Source organism: Paraburkholderia sp. MM6662-R1 (assembly GCF_050436245.1).
Taxonomy (GTDB): domain Bacteria; phylum Pseudomonadota; class Gammaproteobacteria; order Burkholderiales; family Burkholderiaceae; genus Paraburkholderia; species Paraburkholderia tuberum.
Window position 1 is genome coordinate 340,919 of sequence record NZ_JBNDLV010000003.1, and the last position, 23,345, is coordinate 364,263.

The window sequence follows — 23,345 nt, forward strand, 5'->3', positions numbered from 1 at the left end:
CCTCGCGAATGCTATCGAGGAAACATTTAGTAAGGGTTTCCACGATATGTACTGACCCGCGTCTTGTCTTTACTCTTCTAGACTTGTCATACAACATGCGCGATGACGATTCTCTCGTGCGCCTACAACTATTTGTCCGGAGGGGACTCCATGTCCAAGCTGTCGTGCGATCTTGATAAAAATGCGCCCGCAACGGGCGACACCTTGCGCATTTCGCGCCGTGGCTTCATTGGCCTCGGAGGCGCGCTCGCCGGCAGCGCACTCCTGCAGGCTTGCGGCGGCGGAGTTTCCGCTTCCGCGGCAGGCGGAAGCAGTAGTTCCACGCCAGCGACGGGAAGCACGCCGTCAACGGCTGCGGCCGACCCGATCTGGGGTCCCAACGGCTCAGCGACGAACATCATTAATGCGCTGCAGAAAATCACGCAGAGCGCGTTCCCGGCCGTCGATTTCCAGGTCGAACAGTACGGTGCGCAACCGTGCGCGGTCATTGCCCAGGCCAACCCCTACACCGGCAGTTCATCGCCCCTGAGTACGGGGGCGGGCGCGACCAACGCACCGGGATCGTTCGATTCACGTCCCGCTTTCCTCGCGGCAATCGCGGCCTGCAGTGCAGCCGGTGGCGGCCGGGTCGTGGTGCCGGCGGGCACGTGGTATTGCGCGGGTCCCATCGTGCTGCAGAGCAACGTCAACTTCCATCTGAGCGCGAACTGCACGATCTATTTCAGCCCGAATCCCGCCGACTATGCGAAGGACGGTCCGGTCAACTGCGGCGCCAACGGCAACCTTTACTACAGCCGCTGGCAGGCGAACGACTGCCTGAACTTCGGCTCGCCCGTGTACGCGCGAAATGCGAACAATATCGGGGTGACTGGCGAAGGCCCGACCTCGGTGCTGAACGGTCAGGCGATGACGCCGTTCGCCGGAAGCGGAAACACCAGCACTTGCTGGTGGACCTACAAGGGTTCCAGCGGCGCATACGGCTGCGCGGGGTCGACCACGCCATCCCAGGCCTATACGAATCCGAATAACGTCGATCTGATGGTGGTCGCCCCCACCATTTCGGCCTCGCTCTACACGCTATTGACCAATCCGGCTACGCCGTGGCAGCAAGACCAGAACTACCTGCCGGCGCTCTCCGAAGCGGGCGTGCCGGTCGCGCAGCGAATCTTTGGTCTCGGCCACTATCTGCGGCCGTGTATGGTCGAGTTCATCGGTTGCACGAACGTGCTGATGGAAAACTACCGAACCAACAATACGCCGTTCTGGCAGCATCATCCGACGGACTGCACGAACGTCGTGATCCGTGGCGTGACAGCCGACAGTATCGGACCGAACAACGACGGCTTCGACCCCGACGCCTGCAACACGGTGCTGTGCGACAGCGTAACGTTCAACACCGGCGACGACTGCATCGCGATCAAGTCAGGCAAGGATCTCGACACGGAGTACGGACCCGCGCAGAACCATGTGATCCAGAACTGCATGATGAATAGCGGTCACGGCGGCATTACGCTCGGCAGCGAGATGGGTGGCGGCGTGCAGAACATCTACGCGCGCAATCTGACCATGCTCAATCAGTTCTGGGCAACGAATTCGCTGAACATCGCGATCCGTATCAAGACGAACATGAACCGTGGAGGCTACGTCAAGAACTTCTACGTGAACGGCGTCACGCTCCCGCACGGCGTGAGCCTGACAGGTGGAGGCTACGGCAGCAAGATGCTGACGGGCAGTCCGATCAACGGCACCGTGCCCATCGGTGTGGCCACCGCAACAGCCGCCAACCCGTCCGCGTCTCAAGGCGGCCTGATCACGTTCGATTGCGATTACCAGCCTGCCGCCGATGCGATTCGCACACGCCCCGCGCTCATTGACAACGTCAACATCACGAACGTCAATGCTTCGAACGTGACATTGGGCAGTACAACCGGCTCCTGTTTCCAGGCCGTCGTTGCGCAAGGTCCAGTTGCGTTCGACTACAACGGTCCGGCGCCTGCGCCGACCGTACCGGCAATCACGGGAGTGACGATTTCCAACTGCGACTTCGGCACGCCTGTGGCCGCAGGCCCCGCGAGCGCCAGCACGCCGGGTCCGATCTACCTCTACAACGTGCACGACATTACGTTGCAGAACGTGATCATCGCTGGGCAGACGCTGAATCAGACGCTGTCGGATCCGCGTTAAATACGACGCACCAAAGAGCGGCGAGGCGCCGCTCTTTGGCGTCGCACAGCTAGAGTGAAGTCGTCGCGCGGGGGGCTCTCAAGACGAGCCACTTTGCAGCTCGCTCATCAGGCTCGCCGCGTAGGCCGGAATATTCGGACCTTATGTCGTCACTCAGGACATGGCGGAAATCAAGTCGTTCCAGCTTGGGCGATATGTGTCGCGCTAGATCTTCATGCGCTGCAGAACGCGGTCGCCGGCGACGAACTGATGAAACATCGCCGCTGCGATATGCAGGCAGATCACGCCGAACAGCACCCAGGCGAGGACGCCGTGAACATCGCCCATCGCATGTCCGAATGACGAACCAGGTGCCGACAGTGAGGGCAACGAGGCAAGTCCGGCGAGGCGGACCGTCCACGTGCGCGACGAAGCGTTGATCCAGCCGAGCAGCGGCACCAGCACGAGCAGCACATACAGCGCGAGGTGCGTGAGCTTCGAAGCGGCGCGAAACAGCGGCGGCAGGTTGTCCGGCGGCGACCGATGAGTCACGCGCCACAGCACCCGTAACACCATCGCTGCGAGCAGTGCGGTGCCGACGCCAAGGTGCCAGGCGATTTCGCCGTCCGGCACGGTATCGCGGTGCACGTCGGGCATCGTCCAGCCGATCACGAACTGCGCGGCAACCAGCCCGACGACGAGCCAATGGAGCAAACGTGCGACGATGTCATATCGGTGTTCAGGGGAGACTTGCATAGGGGAGCCTGTGAGTTGGATTCAGTCGAAACAGATCGTACACGGCCGCGCCTTAAGGCCAGGTTAAGGGGTAGTCGCCAAGGCCGCCTGTCTGCGCCGTTCCAACAACTCGAAGACCGCCATTCCCGCGATCATCGCCGCCACGAACACCCACGCTTTCACCGACCCGAGTCCGAGCGCAACGAGCGCCGGGCCGGGACAGAACCCTGCAATTCCCCAACCGACGCCGAACGCGAAGCTGCCCACCATCAGCCTTCGCGTGACGTGCGTTGACGCGGGAATCTGCATCGGCAATCCGAGCAGCGACTTGCCGCGGCGCTTCGCGATCGCGAAGCCGATTGCTGCGACAGCCACCGCGCCGATCATCACGAACGCAAGCGACGGGTCCCAGCGTCCTGCGAAATCGAGAAAGCCCAGCACTTTGGCGGGGTTGGCCATGCCCGACAACAGCAGGCCGAAGCCGAACAGCAGCCCGCATACGAATGAAACGACTGTTGCCATCCTAGGCTCCGAGAAGATGTCGCATGATATAGACGGTGACGAAGCCGGCCGCCATGAACGTCGCCGTCGCTACGAGCGAGCGCGTGGCGCCGCGTGAAATGCCACACACGCCGTGTCCGCTCGTGCAACCGCTGCCATAGCGGGTGCCGATGCCGACCAGAAAGCCGGCCGCGATCACGGCCGGCCACGACGCGTCGACGGTGATCGCGACGGGCGCACCGACCGCGCGCGCGATTACCGCGGCAGCGACCAGCCCGGCAACGAAGGCGACGCGCCATGCGCCGTCTCGCCTGGTCCAGCGCAGCAGGCCGCCGACTATCCCGCTGATTCCGGCGATGCGGCCCAGCAAAAGCACCATCGCCGCAGCCACGGCGCCGATCAGCAGGCCTCCGCACAAGGACGCGAGCGGGGTGAAATGGTCGAGATCGATCATCGTTCAGGTTGACTGTCGTGTGGGTGGAGGGAAGCGGCAGCGCTTACATCAGCGCCGCTTTGACCAGCAGGCCGAGCGCCACGCAGACGAGGATGCTCGCAAAGCCCAGTTGCACCTGACGCGCGGCGATGTGATGCGATGCAAGCCGTCCGCTGAGCATACCGGCGGCGGTGGCGCCAGTGAACCACAACGCGACTTCGAGTGGAAGCGTTGCGCCGTGCGTGGCCGTCGCGAGAACGCCGCCACTGTCGACGAGTGCGATCACCATCAGCGAAGTCGCGACGATACCGTGCATCGATACGTCCGTCAGCTTGTGCATCATCGGCACGATGATGAAGCCGCCGCCGACACCGAGCATCCCCGTCATCAATCCCGTCAGCGAACCGGTGGCCGCGAGCGCGGCTGCGGTCGGCCAGGTCCAGCGAAAGCGGCCGGTCGCCGTGCGGATTCCACGGCGGCGCCGCTGGTGGACAGTAATCGAAGGGCTGGGGCGTGACGGTCGCGCGACAGATCGAAGCGTTCTTCGCGTTTCATCCGCAGCTTTCCGAACGCGCCCGAGCCTTGATCGCCGTCGCGCAACCGAGCGGCATCGTGCCGTGGGAACAATTGAACCTGCCTCACGAGGTCGATGGCTCGCGGTGCAGCTTCCGGGCACCGCGGCATGCCTGCACGCTGAACGCGACAAACGACTACGAGGCGGTGCAGGCGTGGCTCGCACTACACGAGACCGCAGCCACGCAACGCGCCTACAGGAAGGAAGCCGAGCGCCTGATCCTGTGGGCCATCGTCGAACGCGGACGGGCACTGTCCTCGCTGACGACCGATGATGCGATCGCGTACCGTGCCTTCCTGCGCCGGCCGACACCTCGCGAGCGCTGGGTTGGTCCGCCTCGATCGCGCGATTCGGTTGAATGGCGACCCTTTACGAGAAGGCGAATGGGCGCTGCTACGCGCAATCGCGGACAGCCTCGAGTGGTCGTACGGGTGGTCTGAGCCGGCGGGACAGCGACTACGTTTCCTGCTGGACTTCGGCTATGCGACGGGCCTGCGCGCAAGCGAACTGATTGGCGCCGTGCTGGCCGATGTCCGTGTTGACGAGCGCGGCGATCACTGGCTGCATCTGGTAGGCAAGGGTGGCAAGCCCGGCAAGGTGGCGTTGCCGCCGCTTGCGCGTACTGCGCTCGACCAGTATCTCGTCCGGCGAAAACTCCCAGTTACGCCGGAACGCTGGAATCCGAAGACGCCGCTGGTCGCCAGCCTTGGCGAGGACGGTAACGCCGGCATTGCTGGCTCCCGCCTGTGGCGCGTGATGCGACGATTCTTCATGCAGGCAGCCGACGTAATCCAGCCCGAACAGCCTGCGACCGCCGACAAGCTGTGCCGCGCGAGCTCTCACTGGATGCGCCACAGTCATGCGAGCCATGCTCTCATACGTGGTGCTGAATTGACGACTGTACGCGACAACCTTCGACATGCTTCAATCGCGACGACTTCGATCTACCTGCATGGCGACGAAATCCAACGCGCGCGGCAAATGAATCAGGCCTTTGCCGCCCGCAAACAGAGGCTAACTCGCTGAATCAAAACAATTTCGAAAATTTCTGCAGTTCTGGCTTACAAGCCCTGTCAGGTCCGGTCCAGGCTAATACAATTAAGGTACTCGATATCTGGATCCCTATCGTTCGTGGATTGAAAACGCAAGGCAAATCATTTCCAATGCAAAACCGTGGCGCTAAGTCCCTTCCAACTCATCCAATACAGACGCCAGGGACGGTTCGTGCTCATTTGATAGCCACGTCATCGGCAATCTAATTCCCGAATCGATCAGGCCCATTCGATGCAGAACCCACTTGACCGGTATAGGATTCGGTTCAACAAAAAGTTGATTGTGCAACCCGGCGAGCAGGCGGTCCGTATCTCGAGCTGCTCCCGGATCTCCAGCAAGCGCATATCTGCACATCTCAGCCATTAACCGGGGAACTACGTTTGCCGTCACTGATATAACGCCCCTGGCACCTGCCAGAATAGCGTCACAAGCAAACTTGTCTTCACCGCTGAACACATTGAACGTTTTGCCGCAGCGTTCCAACAGCTCGACGGTCCGACTCGCCGTCGCCGCTCCGCTGGCCTCTTTAATGCCTACGATATTCTTGCATCGGTTGGCCGCTTCCTGAACGCTTACCGGCAACATATCGGTACCGGTTCTGCTCGGGACGTTATAAAGGATCACCGGCAGATCGGTTGAATTCGCCACCCGCACATAGTGTTCCACCAAGCCTCTTTGCGTCGGTTTGTTGTAGTAAGGCGTCACTGAAAGGATACCTTGACAACCGAGCGCCGTGACCGCCTCCGTAAGTACAACTGCTTCCCGAGTCGAGTTTGCTCCAGCCCCAGCGATGACCGGAACTCTTCCGTTCGCAGCCTTAATTGTCCTTTCTATCACGCGCAGATGCTCATCGACATCCAGAGTCGGCGATTCCCCTGTCGTTCCGACACTTACGATTCCGGCAGTGCCGTTCGAGGCATGAAAATCAACCAGTCCTGATAGTGAATCCCAGTCTATCGAACCATCAGCAAACATGGGAGTAACCAGCGCAACCACGGATCCGTCAAACATTCGATGACCTCATTAATTGTAAAATGCCGCATAACGACCGCTATGCCGGGTCCCGGGCCGAAAATCGGGCAATCTTCACTTGCGACCAGACACAAAACGTTAGAAGCGTTGCACCAACCGCACACATGGCCAAATCTGTTCTGACATAAGGCATAGCTACGCCAACGCTGAGTGTACCCAGCGCGCCACCCAAAGATCCAACCGAGAACCAGAGACTCATGACTTTCCCCTGGTTTTCCCGGCTTACCTGACGCTGAATCACAGTCAGTACTGGGACATCGGTGCAAGCGGCGGACCAGCTGACCAGTGCTACTATCCCGAACAATGTTGCTATTGGAGCGCTGACTACGTAGGTAACCGCAAGGAGAACAAAAACAATTCCCAGAATGCCCTCGCTGAGATGGGCGAGCCTTAGCGGGTTGGACGACAACCTGCGCCCGATCCATAAAGTGATGAGCATCTCCAAGATACCGTTCGTCAGCATGAGTACGCCATACACATCGGCATGCGAAGGAGACTTGTCACGTAGTGCAACGGGTATGCAAACCTGCAACACGCCTCGCCAGAAAAATGTATAAATGGCGTAAGTGATGACACGATCGTGGAGCAGTTTATCGGCGGCCAGAGAACGGTAGCCATTCAGCAGGTCAGACGCAAAACTCCATGTTTTCCCCTGCGGCACACGTCCTGCCGCTGGCAATAGGGTAAGCAACGTCCCACTCACCGTCAACGCACACCCTACAACGTAAAAGGCCGCTTGAATGCTAAGGTACGCCAGTAACGCCGATTGAATTCCCGCACCGATAAAGTAGGCGGGCCAAAAGCTACTTTGTAACAATCCGTTTGCGGGCTGGGCGTCCTGCGCCTCGACCACATCACCGACGTACGCCCTGCCAGCAGGAGAGCTAACCGAGAAGAGAGACGAAATAAGCAAGCTCGCCGCCGCAAGCGTCGCTGTGCCGTCCCGCCCTAGGTGCAAGAAAAATGCAAGCGCGACGACCACAATAACCTTTCCTGTCTCAGCGAGAAGCAGGATCTTCTTTTTATCCCAACGATCAGCGAAAACGCCTGCGACAGGCCGAATCACTACACGCGGAAACACGTTACAAAACGTCAGAAAGCCGATCTCCGTCGCCCCAGCTTGGTGCGAGATGGCGCTGAACACTACCAGTGCCCCGAACAATCCGTCGCAGGCAGTCCCAACTAACTGTGCCAAAAAGTAAACAGAGAATTCCTGCTTCCTCAAGAGAAGGCCGTAGGGCGACTGAAGAACGCCTTTCATGAAATTTCGACTTTTCATATAACTTGTTGCTGAACGCCCTGCTGATCCAAGCGACTGTCTAAGCTCGCTAGTTCCGTCAAGAACGTCTTCACGTATCGCTCAACGCGCGCGATTTCATCGAATAATCCGGACGCGAATGAGACGGTAGCGTCGTCGCCCTCGAAATCCCCACCCTTGCCAGCAATTCGCTTTTGCGTGGCGTGAGCTTGCCGGCTTATGTCTTCCATCACGTTCACCAACGGGCCAAGCTCTGGGAAAATCTTGCAGAACTGAGCGAAGCTATTACGCGACCCCGAATAAATAGAAAAAAAATCTCGTAACCTTTCCGACTTTTCGATTCGCGAAGAGAAAGGATATTGCAGATATGCTTCGAATTGATTCATGAACCAAAGCGAGTCGGTGTAATCGCTGACCACACTGAGGAACGTGTTCGCGAAGTCACCGCGCGCATTTGCTGGAGATTTTCCGACCGAAAACTCTCTCATCCGCTTCATCGTGCAGTTTTCAAAGAAATCGAAAACGACTCGATCCGGATATGAGTAGCCGCACAAGATGCCGCCCCCGCCGTCGTCTACGATACTCCAATGGCCGTCACGACGACCGACTAAGGTTATCATGTGTTCGGTATGCTTCTGCCGGAATTCGGGGCAGTGAGGCAAGTAGAAGACGTCCCCAGCTAGAAGAACTACGTTGTCAACGCTCCACGCGCTTTCAGCGATCGTGACGATATCGGTCGGCCTCTCGGGTTCCAGCATGACTTGGCTGACTCCCAATTGGTTAAGGTCCGAATTGTCCAGGAACCTAGACGTGAACTCATACCGACGTCTTCCCTCCTTGACAATCTGCTCGAAGATTTGATCAGTCGAAACGAGCGATCTGAAAAATAACAATTCAACTGGAACGTCTCTGTCTTTCAGTCCCACCATCGCCTGCCGACGCCAACAATTCATAAAGCGTCGGTCAAATACGTCACGATCGTACTTTACTAAATCTACAGGTGGCATCGCCCAACTCCTCGTATGAGATTGCTGGCACTTAAAGCCGCTGAAAAAACTCGCCTTGCATTTTTGTCTGCATATCCGCGTACGCTTGGGGTGGGGCGCTACGCATCTGTTTAATCGCAGGCCAGACTTTTTCCATGCGAGATCCGAGCCACGCGCATTTGCTATCGCGCTCCCAGTCGGCAACATCCAACCTATACGTTTCTGCACCCTGCCGCAAAAGCACCTCTTCGGCATAAGGATCGAAAAAGATCGCGCGCTCGTGATGTTCCTCGGCAAAGAGCGGCGCGATGAATCCGTACGGGGACACCCCATTCAACTCTTCAACAAGCCGCCTCAGGCGTTCACGTCTGAATCCGCGCGGTAGATTTCTATCCACCCGCACGCGCCAGACGACCTCCCCACGGACGTACCGGTCAAAGGTGTACTCGTTGTCGGCCGAGGTGACGAATTGAACCTCGCCGTTTCCCGTCCACGCTCTACCGGAAGAGTTGCAGTCATAGTAGGTCTTCCTAACAGGGTCCAACAGCATCCATCGATCATCGTTCACCGGCACGTGAACCAAACTAATGAAGGCAAATTTCAGCGCTTGCTGTCTGACGTCGGTAACGTCGGCGTGGACAATCTGGCAGTCTATGCCTCCATTACGCAGGAGCGACTCCAACATCTCGGCCTGCTCTATGCAAGTCGCACCAACCCCTTGACTAAACTTTTCCCACAAATCTGCTGCTTCGAAAAATAGCTTATTTTCGACAATATTTTTTGCGGTATCGAATTCCACGCGCTTGATAAAGCGCGAAAAAGCTTCTATTACCCGATCGACTAGGTTCTCATGAACCAACATGTCGTCGATGATCGCTGCCAACGAATCGTGGTTAGTCGCATATTTTCCCGCCATGTACGATCTCGAGAGTGCCGAGTTCTTGCGCCTTTCTCACCGTCTCATCTTGGCGTTCGTGAGCGCCGATTGAGTTCTCGGTAATCCGATCCGGCTCGCTTAGTTGCCTTCGCGCGCCAGTCTCATCTTTAGGCGACTGCTCAATGCTCAAGTCGACCCATTTCTCGGTCAATGCCTTGAGGTGCTTGTAGTTGTCGATTTGGCGGCGCACGTCGCTCAGCGCGTTACGCGCAATATATCGGCTCTTTCTGTCCCGCGTATAGCTCAACTGGTATTACGCACGACCCTGGTTGGCGGGGTCCTTCTATTGACAGCTGAGTGTGCCACGGCGCATTTCATCGATCGCGGCGAGCTTCGCCTTGATCGTCTCAATGCGTGTTTCGATTTGAAGGAGGCGATTTCATATAGTTAGTATTGCGTAGTAATACTATACTTGGCTGTCGACAGCAATTCGAAGACAAACGATGGCACTTTGGATGGCTTGGTGGGACGCGATCTGGTTGCTGCGCCCAGCGTTCGCTCGCCTGCGCAGCTTTATGTGGTTCGCAACTGCCGTGGCAGGCTTGACGGTGCGCACCGAGTTGCTGGGCGTGACCAGCATCGTGCGGGCGCTCAAGCTGCGACCGGCGCTCTACAACAAGCTGTGTGACAGCTTGCACAGCGACGCCGTGCAGCTCGATCAGCTCTCGGCGCTGTGGACCCAGGCGGTGTTGCGCCTGTTCCCGGAGCCGCTACGCGTCAATGGCCGGCGCGTCCTCGTCGGCGACGGCATCAAGGTGGCCAAGTCCGGCAAGAAGATGCCTGGCGTCAAGCTGCTGCATCAACAGTCCGACTCCAACGCCAAGCCCGAGTACATCATGGGGCATTCCATGCAGGCAGTCAGCATACTCGTGCGGGCCGCCCAGAGCGTCTTCGCCGTACCGCTGGCCGTGCGCATTCACGAAGGTCTGGTGTGGTCCAACCGCGATCGGCGTACCTTGCTCGACAAGATGATCTCGTTGCTGGGGATCGTCTCGGTCAACGATCCGTTCTACTTCGTCGCCGATGCCTACTACGCTGCTGGCAAGATCGTCAAAGGCCTGCGCGATCAGGACAACCACCTGGTCACACGCGTGAAGTCCAATGCAGTCGCCTATGCCCCGTACGTGCAGCAAGGACCGCGCAAACGGGGCCGCCCCAGGCGCTACGGCGCCAAGATCAAACTCAGATCGCTGCTGGCTGATTCACAGTCCTCACAATCAGCCCCCAGTCCAGTCTATGGCGAGCACAACGTAATCATCCAGTATCGGGTCTGCGATCTACTTTGGCCGGCGTGCGGACGGCTCGTTCGCTTCGTGGCAGTGATTCACCCCTGCAGGGGTTCGTGCCTGTTGATGTGCACCGACCTCGGCCTGGATGCCATCGAGATCATCCGCTTGTATGGGTTGCGCTTCAAGATCGAACACAGCTTCAAACAGGCGGTACATCGGATCGGCACATTCGCATACCACTTCTGGATGCAAGACATGAAGCCGCTTCGCCGCAGAAACGGTAACCAATACCTTCATCGCGAGTCCCTCGAGTACCGCAACGCCGTCAAGCGCAAGATCCACGCCTATCACGTCTTCATTCAGGCCGGCATCATCTGTCAGGGACTGCTTCAGTACTTGGCAGTGGTGTTTCCTTCACTCGTCTGGAGTTCCTTTGGATCCTGGCTGCGCACCATCCGCCCCGGCATCCCTCCATCGGAGTTGGTCGTCGCCAATGCATTACGCCAATGCCTGCCCGAATTTCTCGTGAATAGCGCCAAAACCAATTTCCTCGCGAAATTCATCGCCGAAAGACAGGACCCTGACACCTTCGAGATGTTCAGACTGGCCACATAGCCCCAAGACTGTGCCGAACTCGGCACTCTTGAGTACGATTATCCCTCTGTGAAAAACGAACCTGGGATTGCGCCGCGGACCAGTACCGTCACCTGATCGACAGCCGCATTACCGACCACGACACACGAATGCAACGTTCCCCGAGGGATTTTCACATGGTCACCCGGACGGACGATAAAATCGTCCGTACCTACGCGATGCCGAGTAGTGCCCGCCACCCGAAAAATTATTTCGTCCACGTCGTGGCGTTCCTCCTTCAGATGCTCACCCACGTCCATGGTGTTCCGGAAGGCGATGCAATCCACGGTCTCATACAAAATCTTGATTGCCTTCGGCTCACCGTGCACATTTCGGACAATCAAATGCATGTCATTAAGCGCCTCCACTGGCCGCCTCCTTGGCACTGATCAGATTTTGGACATTTCTGCCCATGATGCCTTCACGTTCCAGATTCGAAATATCGAGCTCTCTGATCTTGGCAAGCTCGACGTTCTGACTGTGAGACGGTCCTTCGCTGCCGAAAAGCAATCGTTCTGGACCGAGCTTACGTAGCGCAGTCCGTATAGCCGGCAAGGCGCCCGTGGACGTCTCCAGATAGATTTGATCGTACTCGGATGCAAATTCGACCGCGGCGTGATCAGACGAAGCGAATCCCATGTGCCCAATGATCAACGGGGGACGGTAACTGTCATAAATTTCAGCTAAAGCATCCAGCGACGCTTGCGGCACCATAAGAAGGTGGGTGTATATCGGCAATTCGTTGTCCGCGCAGAACGCGAACAGTTTCCGCACCTCAGGGTTCCTGTATGACAGTCGAGCAATAAGGGGATTTAACTTGAATCCGACAATGTTGGGATGAGACAGATACTCCTCAACCAAGCTATCAACGTCGTTGAATTCAGGGTTCAGTTCGACGAAACCATAGAACTTGTCGGGTCGAACGGTGACAGCCTCAAGGATAAGCTCATTAGCGGGCTCAAGGCTGATCAGTGGTTCGTCTCCACGCATGAAATCTGCGAGACGGTCGGCATGCACCTTGTTGCCAGGTACGACGATCGTCATGTCTGTACCAGAACGCTCCATGCTTCTCAGGTAAAACTCTATGTTGCTCACGGGCGATGAACCGAGATGAGCATGCGCATCGATAATCACGTGGTGAGACTCCTATCGACAAAATTGACTTTAGGTAAACTCGCGAACTCTTCTTGGGTGTCCACGAATCTGAAGCGACCACATTTTTCTTTCGCGATACCCAGTTTGTCTGCGAGATGACCACGTTCGCAAACGGTGACCTTCGCGTGCACCCCGGCGTGCTCGAAAATCTGACTTTCCACTTCTGCCCGAGCGACACGCTCACTGGAACGCTGCTCAACAAAGACGTGCAAGTTGTCTTGCCACACGTTGGCTATGAACTCGGCGCTGACCCGGCGGTCGCCGAGCACCGCTTCCTCTATCTGAATAGGGAGGACGCATTTCCCCCCAACGTCAGCCCGATCAAGGACACGGCCGAGGATCTCTAGACTAGGCGTACCGAGGTGACAACTACATTCCTCGTGGAGCACCGCAAGGTCGCCCGTTTTATAGCGGATCAGCGGCATCGGTTGCGGGTTCAAGTTAGTCAGAACAATTTCGCCTTGGGAGGACGGCCCCACGACAGTTCGTGATTCGTCATCGATGAGCTCAACGTACATGCCGAGCGAATTCTTCGGGATGTGGAACTTTCCTTCAGGGCAGGAAACGAGCCCACCATCCAGTTCGGTCAGCCCGTACGTCGAGTACACCTCCGCGTCACCGTAGAGTTCTGAAATTCTTTGCCACTTTCGCCGCGAAAGAATTTCTCCAGTGACGAAGATCTTGCGGACAGACAACCCCGCGGGATTTCCGCCCTCATCCTCAATCGCTTCGGCGTATCTGACAATTTCCAGAGGCCTGCCAACTATCAGTTGCACTTCTCGACGCATTAATAGGTCTACAACCTTGCTCGGCGGCGCAAGGAAATTTCGTACGCCCGCAGGAATCACCGATATCCCCAAGTGCCGGAGGCCTAGCACATACTTGAGCCCCATCGGGTTCATCTCCATGGGCAGCGCAACCATTGCGACTCTTATCTGGTCGTTCCTTAGCTTCATCCACGAATCAATGAAGTCCCCAAAAGCTTCCACCCGATCGCGCCCGAGATCAGGGAGCACCGGAAAGGCATCGCCCGTTGAGCCACTTGTCTCGAAGTAGAAGGGTGGTCGCTCTAGCCATACCTCGTGGAGCAAGGAACCATCTGTCACTACTCCTTGTCTGTTGATTGACGGCAATTCGATAGACGACCTGATTCCCTGAAGGTTGATTCCTTCATAAAGGCGCCGGTAGAAGGTAAAAGAGCGCGCCGCGCTTTCAGCAAGCTGACGCAGTCTATCAAGCGAATCCGACTCTCGCGCCGGATTTAATACGTTACCAGCCATGCTTCCTCTCCGCCGTTCGGGCGTGCAAAGTCTTGCAGCGACTTGAGCGAGATATCTTCCGATCGTCGGAACAGAGCCTCAAATGTGGTACCGACTTCCTTTAGTTCTATCGCCAATTCATCAAAGAAGATTGCAAATTTCTGTTGGAGCCTGGAGCGTAGATCGTCGTTGTTCATGCCTTTCTTGACATCGAGGCTTAGCGCTCCTTTACGAGCTTTCTCGTCAACCAGTTCAAGTTTGAACATCCCGGTTGTCTCTTCAAACCCGCAAATGATCTGTTCGACATCCGTCGGTAGCAATCGGCTCTCTCCAAGCAACGCTAACTGGCTCAAGCGCCCACTCACCTTCAAGCGAGGTGAAGTGCAACCGCAACAGCAGATTGACGTATCGAGACGGCCAATGTCCCCAGTCCTGTATCGAATACGAGGTGAACCCTCCCGGCGGATCGTCGTAATAACGATCTCACCCGGCTCACCAACAAGCGCATTACCAGTTTTCGGGTTGATGATCTCTACATAGAAGCAGTCGTCGTAAACATGTGATTCGCCGCAGGTTCCCGTGAAGGTAATCGCGCCAAATTCGGACATTCCATAAGTTTGAGCAACCGAGTCTGCTCCATATAAACCGGCGGTTTTGCGCATTGCCGACTGAGAGACTGCGCTACCGCAAAGTTGGATGTGACGTATCTTTTCGAACGCAGTATCGTCGGCCCGCATTTTCATCGCGAGCGTCGAAAAAAGAAACGGGTTCGACGTAACCAATACCGTCGGCTGGAGTCTCATCGCCAGGTCGAGTTGTCGCCTCAAACTGCTATAGTGACTACCCAAATCGACTGCTATCGCCATAGCGCCTGCCTTTTGCGCGGCTTGATGGAACGCGTGAGCTGACGAAGTGAATGCATAAGGAAGCGAGACCAGCACGGAATCCTGCTTTCCCAGTTTTATCCAATCTGGAAATCTCTTCGATAGATCACTATTCCAGTCCTTGCTTGTAAAGAAGGACGGGCACCGCGACGATCGATCGGGATTGCCGGCGCTCGTTCCGGATGACTCATGGTACGAGACAACATCTGCAAGGGACACGCCTAACGCGCCGTAGGGAAAGGATCTCTGCAAGTCGTCTTTTGTCGTAAAAGGTAAATCCTCAAAAGTGAATGACTTTCCTTCACCAATAATCTTCTTGAACTTGGCAGCATAAAGCTCGGTCTTGCCATAAGCATTTAGCACTGCGTCTGAGAGCTGCTGAGATTGCATTCCATGCCTCGATAGGGATAACGAGCGTACAGAGCACACTTGCGGGTACTCAACGAAATCTAGTCAATTTGATGGGTTTTGATGAATTTTCGAATCCATGATTAAATCTCAAGAGTGCCGAGTTCGGCACAGTCTTGGGGCTATGTGGCCAGTCTGAACATCTCGAAGGTGTCAGGGTCCTGTCTTTCGGCGATGAATTTCGCGAGGAAATTGGTTTTGGCGCTATTCACGAGAAATTCGGGCAGGCATTGGCGTAATGCATTGGCGACGACCAACTCCGATGGAGGGATGCCGGGGCGGATGGTGCGCAGCCAGGATCCAAAGGAACTCCAGACGAGTGAAGGAAACACCACTGCCAAGTACTGAAGCAGTCCCTGACAGATGATGCCGGCCTGAATGAAGACGTGATAGGCGTGGATCTTGCGCTTGACGGCGTTGCGGTACTCGAGGGACTCGCGATGAAGGTATTGGTTACCGTTTCTGCGGCGAAGCGGCTTCATGTCTTGCATCCAGAAGTGGTATGCGAATGTGCCGATCCGATGTACCGCCTGTTTGAAGCTGTGTTCGATCTTGAAGCGCAACCCATACAAGCGGATGATCTCGATGGCATCCAGGCCGAGGTCGGTGCACATCAACAGGCACGAACCCCTGCAGGGGTGAATCACTGCCACGAAGCGAACGAGCCGTCCGCACGCCGGCCAAAGTAGATCGCAGACCCGATACTGGATGATTACGTTGTGCTCGCCATAGACTGGACTGGGGGCTGATTGTGAGGACTGTGAATCAGCCAGCAGCGATCTGAGTTTGATCTTGGCGCCGTAGCGCCTGGGGCGGCCCCGTTTGCGCGGTCCTTGCTGCACGTACGGGGCATAGGCGACTGCATTGGACTTCACGCGTGTGACCAGGTGGTTGTCCTGATCGCGCAGGCCTTTGACGATCTTGCCAGCAGCGTAGTAGGCATCGGCGACGAAGTAGAACGGATCGTTGACCGAGACGATCCCCAGCAACGAGATCATCTTGTCGAGCAAGGTACGCCGATCGCGGTTGGACCACACCAGACCTTCGTGAATGCGCACGGCCAGCGGTACGGCGAAGACGCTCTGGGCGGCCCGCACGAGTATGCTGACTGCCTGCATGGAATGCCCCATGATGTACTCGGGCTTGGCGTTGGAGTCGGACTGTTGATGCAGCAGCTTGACGCCAGGCATCTTCTTGCCGGACTTGGCCACCTTGATGCCGTCGCCGACGAGGACGCGCCGGCCATTGACGCGTAGCGGCTCCGGGAACAGGCGCAACACCGCCTGGGTCCACAGCGCCGAGAGCTGATCGAGCTGCACGGCGTCGCTGTGCAAGCTGTCACACAGCTTGTTGTAGAGCGCCGGTCGCAGCTTGAGCGCCCGCACGATGCTGGTCACGCCCAGCAACTCGGTGCGCACCGTCAAGCCTGCCACGGCAGTTGCGAACCACATAAAGCTGCGCAGGCGAGCGAACGCTGGGCGCAGCAACCAGATCGCGTCCCACCAAGCCATCCAAAGTGCCATCGTTTGTCTTCGAATTGCTGTCGACAGCCAAGTATAGTATTACTACGCAATACTAACTATATGAAATCGCCTCCTTCAAATCGAAACACGCATTGAGACGATCAAGGCGAAGCTCGCCGCGATCGATGAAATGCGCCGTGGCACACTCAGCTGTCAATAGAAGGACCCCGCCAACCAGGGTCGTGCGTAATACCAGTTGAGCTATACGCGGGACAGAAAGAGCCGATATATTGCGCGTAACGCGCTGAGCGACGTGCGCCGCCAAATCGACAACTACAAGCACCTCAAGGCATTGACCGAGAAATGGGTCGACTTGAGCATTGAGCAGTCGCCTAAAGATGAGACTGGCGCGCGAAGGCAACTAAGCGAGCCGGATCGGATTACCGAGAACTCAATCGGCGCTCACGAACGCCAAGATGAGACGGTGAGAAAGGCGCAAGAACTCGGCACTCTCGAGATTAAATGGCACTATTTTTTAAACAATCCAGTTCTGCCAGACAAGCAAACGCGCCATCCGCGCCGCGTGATGGCAGGCTGCATTTATCCGGTGCCGTAGAAATGCAAAATGCTGCTGCCTTGGATCGAATCTTTAAAGGAATGCCTGCGTTCGCTTCGCATCGCGAGGGCACGTATCTGGTGCTCACGTGCGGGTACCAACGCACCGCGCAATTGGTGAGCGCCGTCGGAAAGCGAGAGCCGTGACGAGCGATCGGTTCTTCTTCATCCGGGCATATTACCTGGTTGCGTGCCGAAGTTGGTAATGCACAATCCTTGCTATTTGTCATCTAAAAAATCAGAGAGGCCTATTGATTTTATTAAGGATGGCTTATTCCGAATGCTTGAGTCAAAGATCCGGCAATATTAGCTTGGGTTAATTTAAGCATAAAATTTCATCTCAAAAACCTATCTTTCAAGATGGGTTTATCTTGAAATTAAAATGTGGTATCGCCCGTCTGGCAGGTTGCGGAAATACCTCGCGCGGAAGTCATCGCGACGGATAGTAAAGGCGTTGATGTGAGAAGCTCACCCGACCCCCAAGGAGATCATGCGCGGCGCCGACACGTTCTCCGGAAGTCTGTTTTCCGTGCGCAAGCTGGACGATTTCGTTCCGTGCTTGCATCCGCTGCGCTCGATTCGCATCATGGCGAATGAGGCGCTGGCGAAGATGGACCGCTTGTTTGCCGGAATGTATGAGACTGACATCAAGGGCGGCCGCCCGAGCATCGCGCCGGAGAAACTGCTGCGGGCCATGCTGCTGCAGGTGCTTTACAGCATCCGGTCCGAACGCCAGCTCATGGAGCAAACGCAATACAACCTGCTCTTTCGATGGTTTATCGGTCTATCGATGGACGATTCGGTGTGGGTGCCGACGGTGTTCACGAAGAACCGCGAGCGTCTGATCCGTCACGATGCGGTGGCCGAATTCTTCAACGAAGTGCTGTCTATCGCGCAGAAGAAGAACTGGTTGTCGGGCGAGAACTTCAGCGTGGACGGCACGCTGATCCAGGCGTGGGCGAGACACAAGAGCTTTGTGCGCAAGGACGGTGACGACAGGGATAACGACGGTGGTAGCGGCGAGGGCGACTTTAAGGGTGCCAAGCGGAGCAACGAGACGCACGAGTCGACGATCGATCCCGACGCACGGCTTCATCGCAAGGGCAAGACGGCCAGCGAACTGCGGTTCATGGGCCACACGCTGACCGACAACCGCCATGGGCTGGTGGTCAACGCTCGCGTTAGTCGTGCTGACGGACATGCTGAACGTGACGCGGCCAAGGTCATGATCAACGATGCGCGGCAAGCAGCGAAGGACGCGGCTGCGCAAATCACGCTGGGCGCGGAAAAGGGTTACGACGCACAGGAATTCATCGAAGCCTGCCAGCAGATGAAGGTCACGCCGCACGTGAGCGTGAGCACGTAAATCGATCGGGATTCGGGGCGTTTTGAGCAGCTTGCGTGATGTAGGCTTAGGCGCAAACCTCGTTCACGTTGCTCAAGTTTGTGGATCGTCGGCGGAATCTGTGGGTAGTTTGAGGCGATTTACGAGGGGTAAAGGAAGCGATAAAGCTTCTTGCAGGTGGCGTCGAAAGCGCTCTGGGCCTCCTCGTCGAGATGCCGAGAAATTAGCGGGCCACCGTATTCATCGATCTGGTCGAGAACGAGCGTGCGTGCATCCATCGCGAGGCCTGGCCGGGATACGCACTTATGCGCTGCAGCGCATAAAGCAGAGGGTTTTTTGTTTACCGATCGCGGCATGACTCCATCTCGTCTTGCTCACATGTTCGAGACCCGCGACCGCTAAACAAAAAACCCTCTGCTATACCCGACGCTTCAGATATTAGCGAATCCCGGCCAGACCTCGAGGTCGACGCAACCGCCGATCACTGGCTGCACGAATTGACGACTGTACGCGACAACCTTCGACATGCATCAATCGCGACGACTTCGATGTACCAGCATGGCGACGAAATCCAACGCGCGCGGCAGATGGATCATCAGGCCTTTGCTGCCCGCAAATAGAGGCTAACTCGCTGAATCAAAACAATTTCGAAAATTTCTGCGGTTCCGGCTTACAACCCCTAATAGTGCGTGTCGGCGGGATCGATGACCGCGATGTCGAGATCGGGGCTGCGCGCGAGCAGGCTCGATGCCGTCGCGATGCCGGCCGCGCCCGCGCCGACGATCACCACGTCGTGCTGGCGCGCCGGCCGCATCCGTTGCGCTGTGACGGCAGGCGCATCGGCACCCGGCTTCGAAGGGGCTGTGAGTTTCGTGTTCCGCATGTCTGATCCTCCTGTTTGCTCCAGGCCGCCGCGCTCACAGCGCATCGATCGGTACCTTGATGTATGACACGCCATCGCTCTCGGGCGGCGGCAGGTGGCCCGCCCGCATGTTGACCTGCACCGAAGGCAGGATCAGCACGGGCATCGCGAGCGTGGCGTCGCGGGCCGTGCGCATCGCGATGAACGATGCTTCGTCGACGCCGTCGTGGACGTGGATGTTCCGTTCGCGCTGCTGGGCCACCGTCGTTTCGTAGAGCAGCGGACGGCCGCCAGGCTGGTAGTCTTGGCACAGATACAAGCGGGTTTGCGGCGCGAGACCGAGGATGCGCTGGATCGAGCGGTACAGCGCGACGTGCCGCTGTCCATTCAGGTGAAGCTGCTGCGGCTGATCGAAACGGGCACCTTCAGGCGCGTGGGCAGTACCGATATGCTGCGCGCCGACTTCCGGCTCGTCGCGGCCACGCACAAGCCGCTCGAGCGGATGGTCGCGGACGGCCAGTTCCGTGCCGATCTGTATTTCCGGATCAGTGCGTTTCCGATTCATTTGCCCGCGGTGCGCGAGCGTGTCGACGACATCGCGCTGCTCGCGGATTCGATCCTGCGGCGCATTGCGTCGGCGCGCGCCGGATCGTCGCATAAAGCGTCGATTTCCGCGGATGCGATGGCGCTCCCCCCTCGCACGGTCAGCGGCTTAGCTGCAAGTGAAACTGCTTGCCGAGTTCACGTCTCCGCTGGTATAGCGGGCCACCTTCGGATACGCGCAGAGCGGACGCGTGCGCCCGGCACCCCAGCTAGTCGGCACCTCGCTATTCGGTATCGCGTTGGTCGTGTCGCGAGCCGTTGCGATGACCCGGTTCGGCGCTTGCCCTTGCTCGACCCATGCCACCATAGGCGTCAGCATGTCGAACTGATCGGCCGTCGGACCGCCGCTGCAGTGGTTCATCCCTGCTACCGTGAAGAGCCGGGCGAAATTGCTCGCGTCACCACCACTAGCCGTGGACAAGCGCTGATACCAGTCGGTCGTATCGTTCGACGAGAACACTGGATCGCTCGTCCCGTGATAGACGATCAACTTCGCGCCCCGGCTCCTCAGACCGCTCAAATCAGTCTCGTTCGGCGGGGTCATGAATGACCACGAAGACTCGGAATAGACACCGCTCGTTGCGAAGATCTTCGGCGCGTCACTGTCCATGTTGAAGTTCAGAGCGTAGGCGCCGATGGAGCTGAGCAGCGAAGCGCTCTGCGGCGGCGACGTAAATACGAAGGCCGCCGCAGCCGGGTCAAGGCTGATCGAATTGCCTTGCTTCCACGCGGCCCAGCCTGATCCGTTGACACCGACGTCATACGGAAAGCTCGCATAGAGCGCAGTGCCAGCGCTATTTTTCGCCCCAGAAAAAATATTTCCAACGGCTTGCTTTTGAGCCGCCGTCAGACAGGTGCCGTCGCGCCCATTGCTCGAACATGTCGGTACGTCCGTGGCCAGGTCGAAGTTCGCCTGGCACGCTTTGATGTCTTGCACCATCCCGTCCGCTACACCATCCAGCGAATCGCACTTCGCGATGACCTTCGACGCGATGAGCTGCCTTTCAGCAGTCGTCAAGCCGGTGGTGATATCGGCAATTCCGGACGACGTCTTGGCGGTCGCGACGGTAGCTAGCTGTTGTGCGCTCCACATCTGCCCGATCGCCGCCTTTGGCAAATGAAGGCCGGGGTCGCCGGCAATGATGCCGTCGTAATCCGCGAAAGACCTGGCTGCCGCCACCATCGCATGACGGCCGCCGTTCGAGCAACCTTCGAAGTAGCTGCGGTCGGGGCCCTTGCCATAGGCCAACTTGATCACCTGCCTGGCCATTGGCGTGAGCGTAGCAACGGCGTTATAGCCATAATCGAGGCGCGCCTGGGGATCGAGACCAAACAGCGGGTTTTGCGACCCGGAACGACCTGCATCCGAACTGATCACGGCGAAGCCCATGTTTAGAGCGTTGTTCAGCGGGCCCCCGCCACTGAGCACCTCCGTCGCCGGTGTCACATTACCGTCGAGACCACCGTTGGCCTGATAGAAAAAGCGACCATTCCACGCGATGGGTAGCCGCATTTCAAAACCAATCGCATAAGTTTGGCCGTCAACGGCGCTCGTGCGTTGATTCATTTTCCCTTCGATCACGCAATGTTCGGGCACGGACTTTCCCGCCACCGTGAGCGTTCCGGCCGGCACGTCGGTAACGGACGTGAACGTCGTGGCCGCAAACGTCAACCTGGCGGCGAGCGCGCTGCAGTTTCCTGACAGCGTCGCGGGTTGTGCTGCGGAAAGCTGAGGCGATTGTGTCGCACTGGTGGAGAGCGAGTCGGCACCGCCGCCGCAGGCCGCCAGCATCGCGGACACTGCCGATACGCACATAGCAATTGAAGTTCGTTTCATTCTCGCCCCCAATCAGAACATGTGTTTAATGCCGACCATCACGCCCGTTTGACCCATGCCCGCGCCTGGCGTGGTCCCACCGCCGCCACCGCTGACCGAATAGCGCGCCTTCGCGCTGTTCGCGAGATACGCAGCCTGCGCATAGACCGACGAACGCTTGCTCAGAAGATAGGTGGTGCGTAACGTTCCCATCGTGGCGCGGGTATTGTGGTCGCTATTGATGATCCGAAACACTTCGCCATCGAGGAGGAGCGCAGGCGTGACCATGTACGAAGCGCCGAGGAAGAACAGATCCGAACGGATATTCGGTACTGTCGGCGACTGGGTCACTACGCGGCGTCCAATCCAACCTGCGCCGATCTTCGCGCCTGCGTACTGCGCATAGGCGCTCAGTTGCGTACGGGCGTCCTTGTCCGCGGCGTTGATGAGAGGTGTCGGCGCAATTCCGTCGAAGAAGTTGGCGGCTGCGGTCGCGCCGCCGCGTTGCTCCTCGTACGACGCAGCCGCGCCGAAATATTGAGAGTCGTACTTGAGCATTGCGGACCAGTCGCGGCATTCCGTGGCGTGGCCTGGAACCGAGCCGGTACAGGTTCCTTGTCCCGGCGAGTTGCCGGTACCCGCCGCGTCCCGTCCGAATGAATAGCCCGCGCCCAGCGTAAAGCCCTTGTACGAGCCAAGATAGGTGATGGAGTTGTCGGCGCGTGCGTTGGGCACATAGGCATCCAGGGAGCCCATGCCGTAAATGTCCGGACCGATGATGTCGGCGCCCTGAACCGCAAGATAGGTCATCGTGTACTGACGGCCGAACGCGAGCGTTCCATACGGGCTTTTCATGCCGACGAATGCCTGGCGTCCAAACAGCCTCCCGCCCTGTCCAGAACTGCCGTCGCGCACGTTAAAGCCGCTTTCGAGCGTGAAGACAGCGCTGTAGCCGCCGCCTAGATCTTCGTTGCCGCGCAGCCCCCAGCGTGATGGGAACTCTCCGGTAACGGATGGCATGCGAAAGACGCTGTCGCCCTTCGCGTTCGCGTGTGAGACATACTCGATCCCCGTGTCCACGATGCCATACAACGTGACGCTCGATTGCGCAAAGGCTCCACTGCTCAGCGCGCATAGCGCACCGAACATGAGAACGTGAGTCGACTTCAATTGCATGGTGATGTCTCCAGACCAGTTGTATGTTTTTTTGTTGAACTGCGGTTGAGGGATCTTCGGTTTCAGGCGATTGCAGCGATGAGCGTGACGGGAATGCTGGCGCCGATCAGCGTTGATGCAATATCAGGCAGGCTGATATAAAGAACAAAATAAAGCGCGTCCTGGAAGACGCGCCTGTCCGTCGCGATAGTTCCGTATTTGATATCAGGTATCCTGACAACGCAA

General features: G+C 57.7%; 18 protein-coding genes and 6 pseudogenes. 6 read left to right on the top strand and 18 right to left on the bottom strand.

The features are described from left to right. Positions 1-150: 150 nt before the first annotated feature. Entirely contained in the window at positions 151-2,184 is a 2,034-nt protein-coding gene (locus OKW39_RS24125) for a glycoside hydrolase family 28 protein (protein WP_429563886.1), read from the top strand. A gap of 204 nt (positions 2,185-2,388) precedes the next feature. On the opposite strand, the gene OKW39_RS24130 is transcribed toward OKW39_RS24125, so the two are convergent. From OKW39_RS24130 to OKW39_RS24145, 4 genes and pseudogenes are all read right to left on the bottom strand, one after another. After that, positions 2,389-2,919, bottom strand: coding sequence for a cytochrome b (locus OKW39_RS24130; RefSeq protein WP_187615784.1), 531 nt, complete (start codon positions 2,917-2,919; stop codon positions 2,389-2,391). Positions 2,920-2,982: 63 nt separating this feature from the next. Beyond that, on the bottom strand, positions 2,983-3,420 hold the full coding sequence (locus OKW39_RS24135; RefSeq protein ID WP_429563887.1) for a DUF6691 family protein: 438 nt from the start codon (positions 3,418-3,420) through the stop codon (positions 2,983-2,985). A gap of 1 nt (position 3,421) precedes the next feature. Continuing rightward, complete coding sequence (locus OKW39_RS24140) at positions 3,422-3,853, bottom strand: YeeE/YedE family protein (RefSeq protein ID WP_184010771.1); 432 nt, start codon at positions 3,851-3,853, stop codon at positions 3,422-3,424. Positions 3,854-3,896: 43 nt separating this feature from the next. After that, positions 3,897-4,289, bottom strand: a pseudogene (locus OKW39_RS24145) (TSUP family transporter); the annotation flags it as partial. Here OKW39_RS24145 and OKW39_RS24150 point away from each other — a divergent pair. Beyond that, positions 4,171-5,432 (top strand): annotated as a pseudogene (locus OKW39_RS24150) (tyrosine-type recombinase/integrase); the annotation flags it as partial. The pseudogenes OKW39_RS24145 and OKW39_RS24150 sit on opposite strands and share 119 nt — an antisense overlap. 153 nt (positions 5,433-5,585) lie before the next feature. Here OKW39_RS24150 and dapA read toward each other — a convergent pair. From dapA to OKW39_RS24170, 4 genes are read right to left on the bottom strand one after another with little or no spacing between them, the layout of a single operon-like run. Then, positions 5,586-6,470 carry a 4-hydroxy-tetrahydrodipicolinate synthase gene (gene dapA / locus OKW39_RS24155; protein WP_187611916.1) on the bottom strand — a complete coding sequence of 295 codons (885 nt, stop codon included), beginning with the start codon at positions 6,468-6,470 and terminating at the stop codon, positions 5,586-5,588. A 40-nt stretch (positions 6,471-6,510) separates the two neighbouring features. After that, positions 6,511-7,752 carry an MFS transporter gene (locus tag OKW39_RS24160; protein ID WP_187611917.1) on the bottom strand — a complete coding sequence of 414 codons (1,242 nt, stop codon included), beginning with the start codon at positions 7,750-7,752 and terminating at the stop codon, positions 6,511-6,513. A 14-nt stretch (positions 7,753-7,766) separates the two neighbouring features. Further along, complete coding sequence (locus OKW39_RS24165; RefSeq protein ID WP_429563888.1) at positions 7,767-8,756, bottom strand: hypothetical protein; 990 nt, start codon at positions 8,754-8,756, stop codon at positions 7,767-7,769. A 31-nt stretch (positions 8,757-8,787) separates the two neighbouring features. Beyond that, positions 8,788-9,651: a hypothetical protein gene (locus tag OKW39_RS24170; protein ID WP_187611919.1), complete on the bottom strand. Its 864-nt coding sequence runs from the start codon at positions 9,649-9,651 to the stop codon at positions 8,788-8,790. A gap of 464 nt (positions 9,652-10,115) precedes the next feature. Between OKW39_RS24170 and OKW39_RS24175 the strand changes: the two genes are divergently transcribed. Next, positions 10,116-11,516 (top strand): transposase, encoded by a 1,401-nt coding sequence (locus tag OKW39_RS24175; RefSeq protein WP_429562721.1) that lies wholly within the window; start codon positions 10,116-10,118, stop codon positions 11,514-11,516. Between the two features lie 38 nt (positions 11,517-11,554). Here OKW39_RS24175 and OKW39_RS24180 read toward each other — a convergent pair whose 3' ends face one another. The 5 genes from OKW39_RS24180 to OKW39_RS24200 form a co-directional block, all read right to left on the bottom strand. After that, positions 11,555-11,902, bottom strand: a complete 348-nt coding sequence (locus tag OKW39_RS24180) for a cupin domain-containing protein (protein ID WP_429563889.1) — start codon at positions 11,900-11,902, stop codon at positions 11,555-11,557. Then, positions 11,889-12,668, bottom strand: a complete 780-nt coding sequence (locus OKW39_RS24185; protein ID WP_429563890.1) for an amidohydrolase family protein — start codon at positions 12,666-12,668, stop codon at positions 11,889-11,891. The genes OKW39_RS24180 and OKW39_RS24185 overlap by 14 nt, the downstream gene beginning before the upstream one ends. Next, positions 12,665-13,969 (bottom strand): phenylacetate--CoA ligase family protein, encoded by a 1,305-nt coding sequence (locus OKW39_RS24190; protein WP_429563891.1) that lies wholly within the window; start codon positions 13,967-13,969, stop codon positions 12,665-12,667. Before OKW39_RS24190 ends, OKW39_RS24185 begins: the two co-directional genes overlap by 4 nt. Beyond that, positions 13,951-15,222: a phenylacetate--CoA ligase family protein gene (locus tag OKW39_RS24195; protein WP_429563892.1), complete on the bottom strand. Its 1,272-nt coding sequence runs from the start codon at positions 15,220-15,222 to the stop codon at positions 13,951-13,953. The genes OKW39_RS24190 and OKW39_RS24195 overlap by 19 nt, the downstream gene beginning before the upstream one ends. A 140-nt stretch (positions 15,223-15,362) precedes the next feature. Next, the gene (locus tag OKW39_RS24200) at positions 15,363-16,763 is read right to left on the bottom strand and encodes a transposase (RefSeq protein WP_429562721.1); all 1,401 of its coding nucleotides are present in this window, start codon (positions 16,761-16,763) and stop codon (positions 15,363-15,365) included. A gap of 196 nt (positions 16,764-16,959) precedes the next feature. Between OKW39_RS24200 and OKW39_RS24205 the strand changes: the two genes are divergently transcribed. Together OKW39_RS24205 and OKW39_RS24210 are read left to right on the top strand one after the other, a co-directional pair. Beyond that, on the top strand, positions 16,960-17,319 hold the full coding sequence (locus tag OKW39_RS24205) for a hypothetical protein (RefSeq protein ID WP_429563893.1): 360 nt from the start codon (positions 16,960-16,962) through the stop codon (positions 17,317-17,319). Positions 17,320-17,808: 489 nt separating this feature from the next. Beyond that, positions 17,809-18,681 (top strand): annotated as a pseudogene (locus tag OKW39_RS24210) (IS5 family transposase); the annotation flags it as partial. 122 nt (positions 18,682-18,803) lie between these two features. On the opposite strand, the gene OKW39_RS24215 reads toward OKW39_RS24210, so the two are convergent. From OKW39_RS24215 to OKW39_RS24225, 3 genes and pseudogenes are all read right to left on the bottom strand, one after another. After that, positions 18,804-18,941, bottom strand: a complete 138-nt coding sequence (locus OKW39_RS24215) for a hypothetical protein (protein ID WP_187611924.1) — start codon at positions 18,939-18,941, stop codon at positions 18,804-18,806. Positions 18,942-19,345: 404 nt separating this feature from the next. Beyond that, positions 19,346-19,546 (bottom strand): annotated as a pseudogene (locus tag OKW39_RS24220) (FAD/NAD(P)-binding protein); the annotation flags it as partial. Positions 19,547-19,580: 34 nt separating this feature from the next. Next, positions 19,581-19,892 (bottom strand): annotated as a pseudogene (locus OKW39_RS24225) (MBL fold metallo-hydrolase); the annotation flags it as partial. A gap of 3 nt (positions 19,893-19,895) precedes the next feature. Here OKW39_RS24225 and OKW39_RS24230 point away from each other — a divergent pair. Further along, a pseudogene (locus tag OKW39_RS24230) lies at positions 19,896-20,207 on the top strand (sigma 54-interacting transcriptional regulator); the annotation flags it as partial. Positions 20,208-20,237: 30 nt separating this feature from the next. Here OKW39_RS24230 and OKW39_RS24235 read toward each other — a convergent pair. Beyond that, the gene (locus OKW39_RS24235; protein ID WP_429563894.1) at positions 20,238-21,965 is read right to left on the bottom strand and encodes a tannase/feruloyl esterase family alpha/beta hydrolase; all 1,728 of its coding nucleotides are present in this window, start codon (positions 21,963-21,965) and stop codon (positions 20,238-20,240) included. Between the two features lie 12 nt (positions 21,966-21,977). Further along, positions 21,978-23,120: a porin gene (locus OKW39_RS24240; RefSeq protein WP_429360574.1), complete on the bottom strand. Its 1,143-nt coding sequence runs from the start codon at positions 23,118-23,120 to the stop codon at positions 21,978-21,980. Positions 23,121-23,345: the final 225 nt, after the last annotated feature.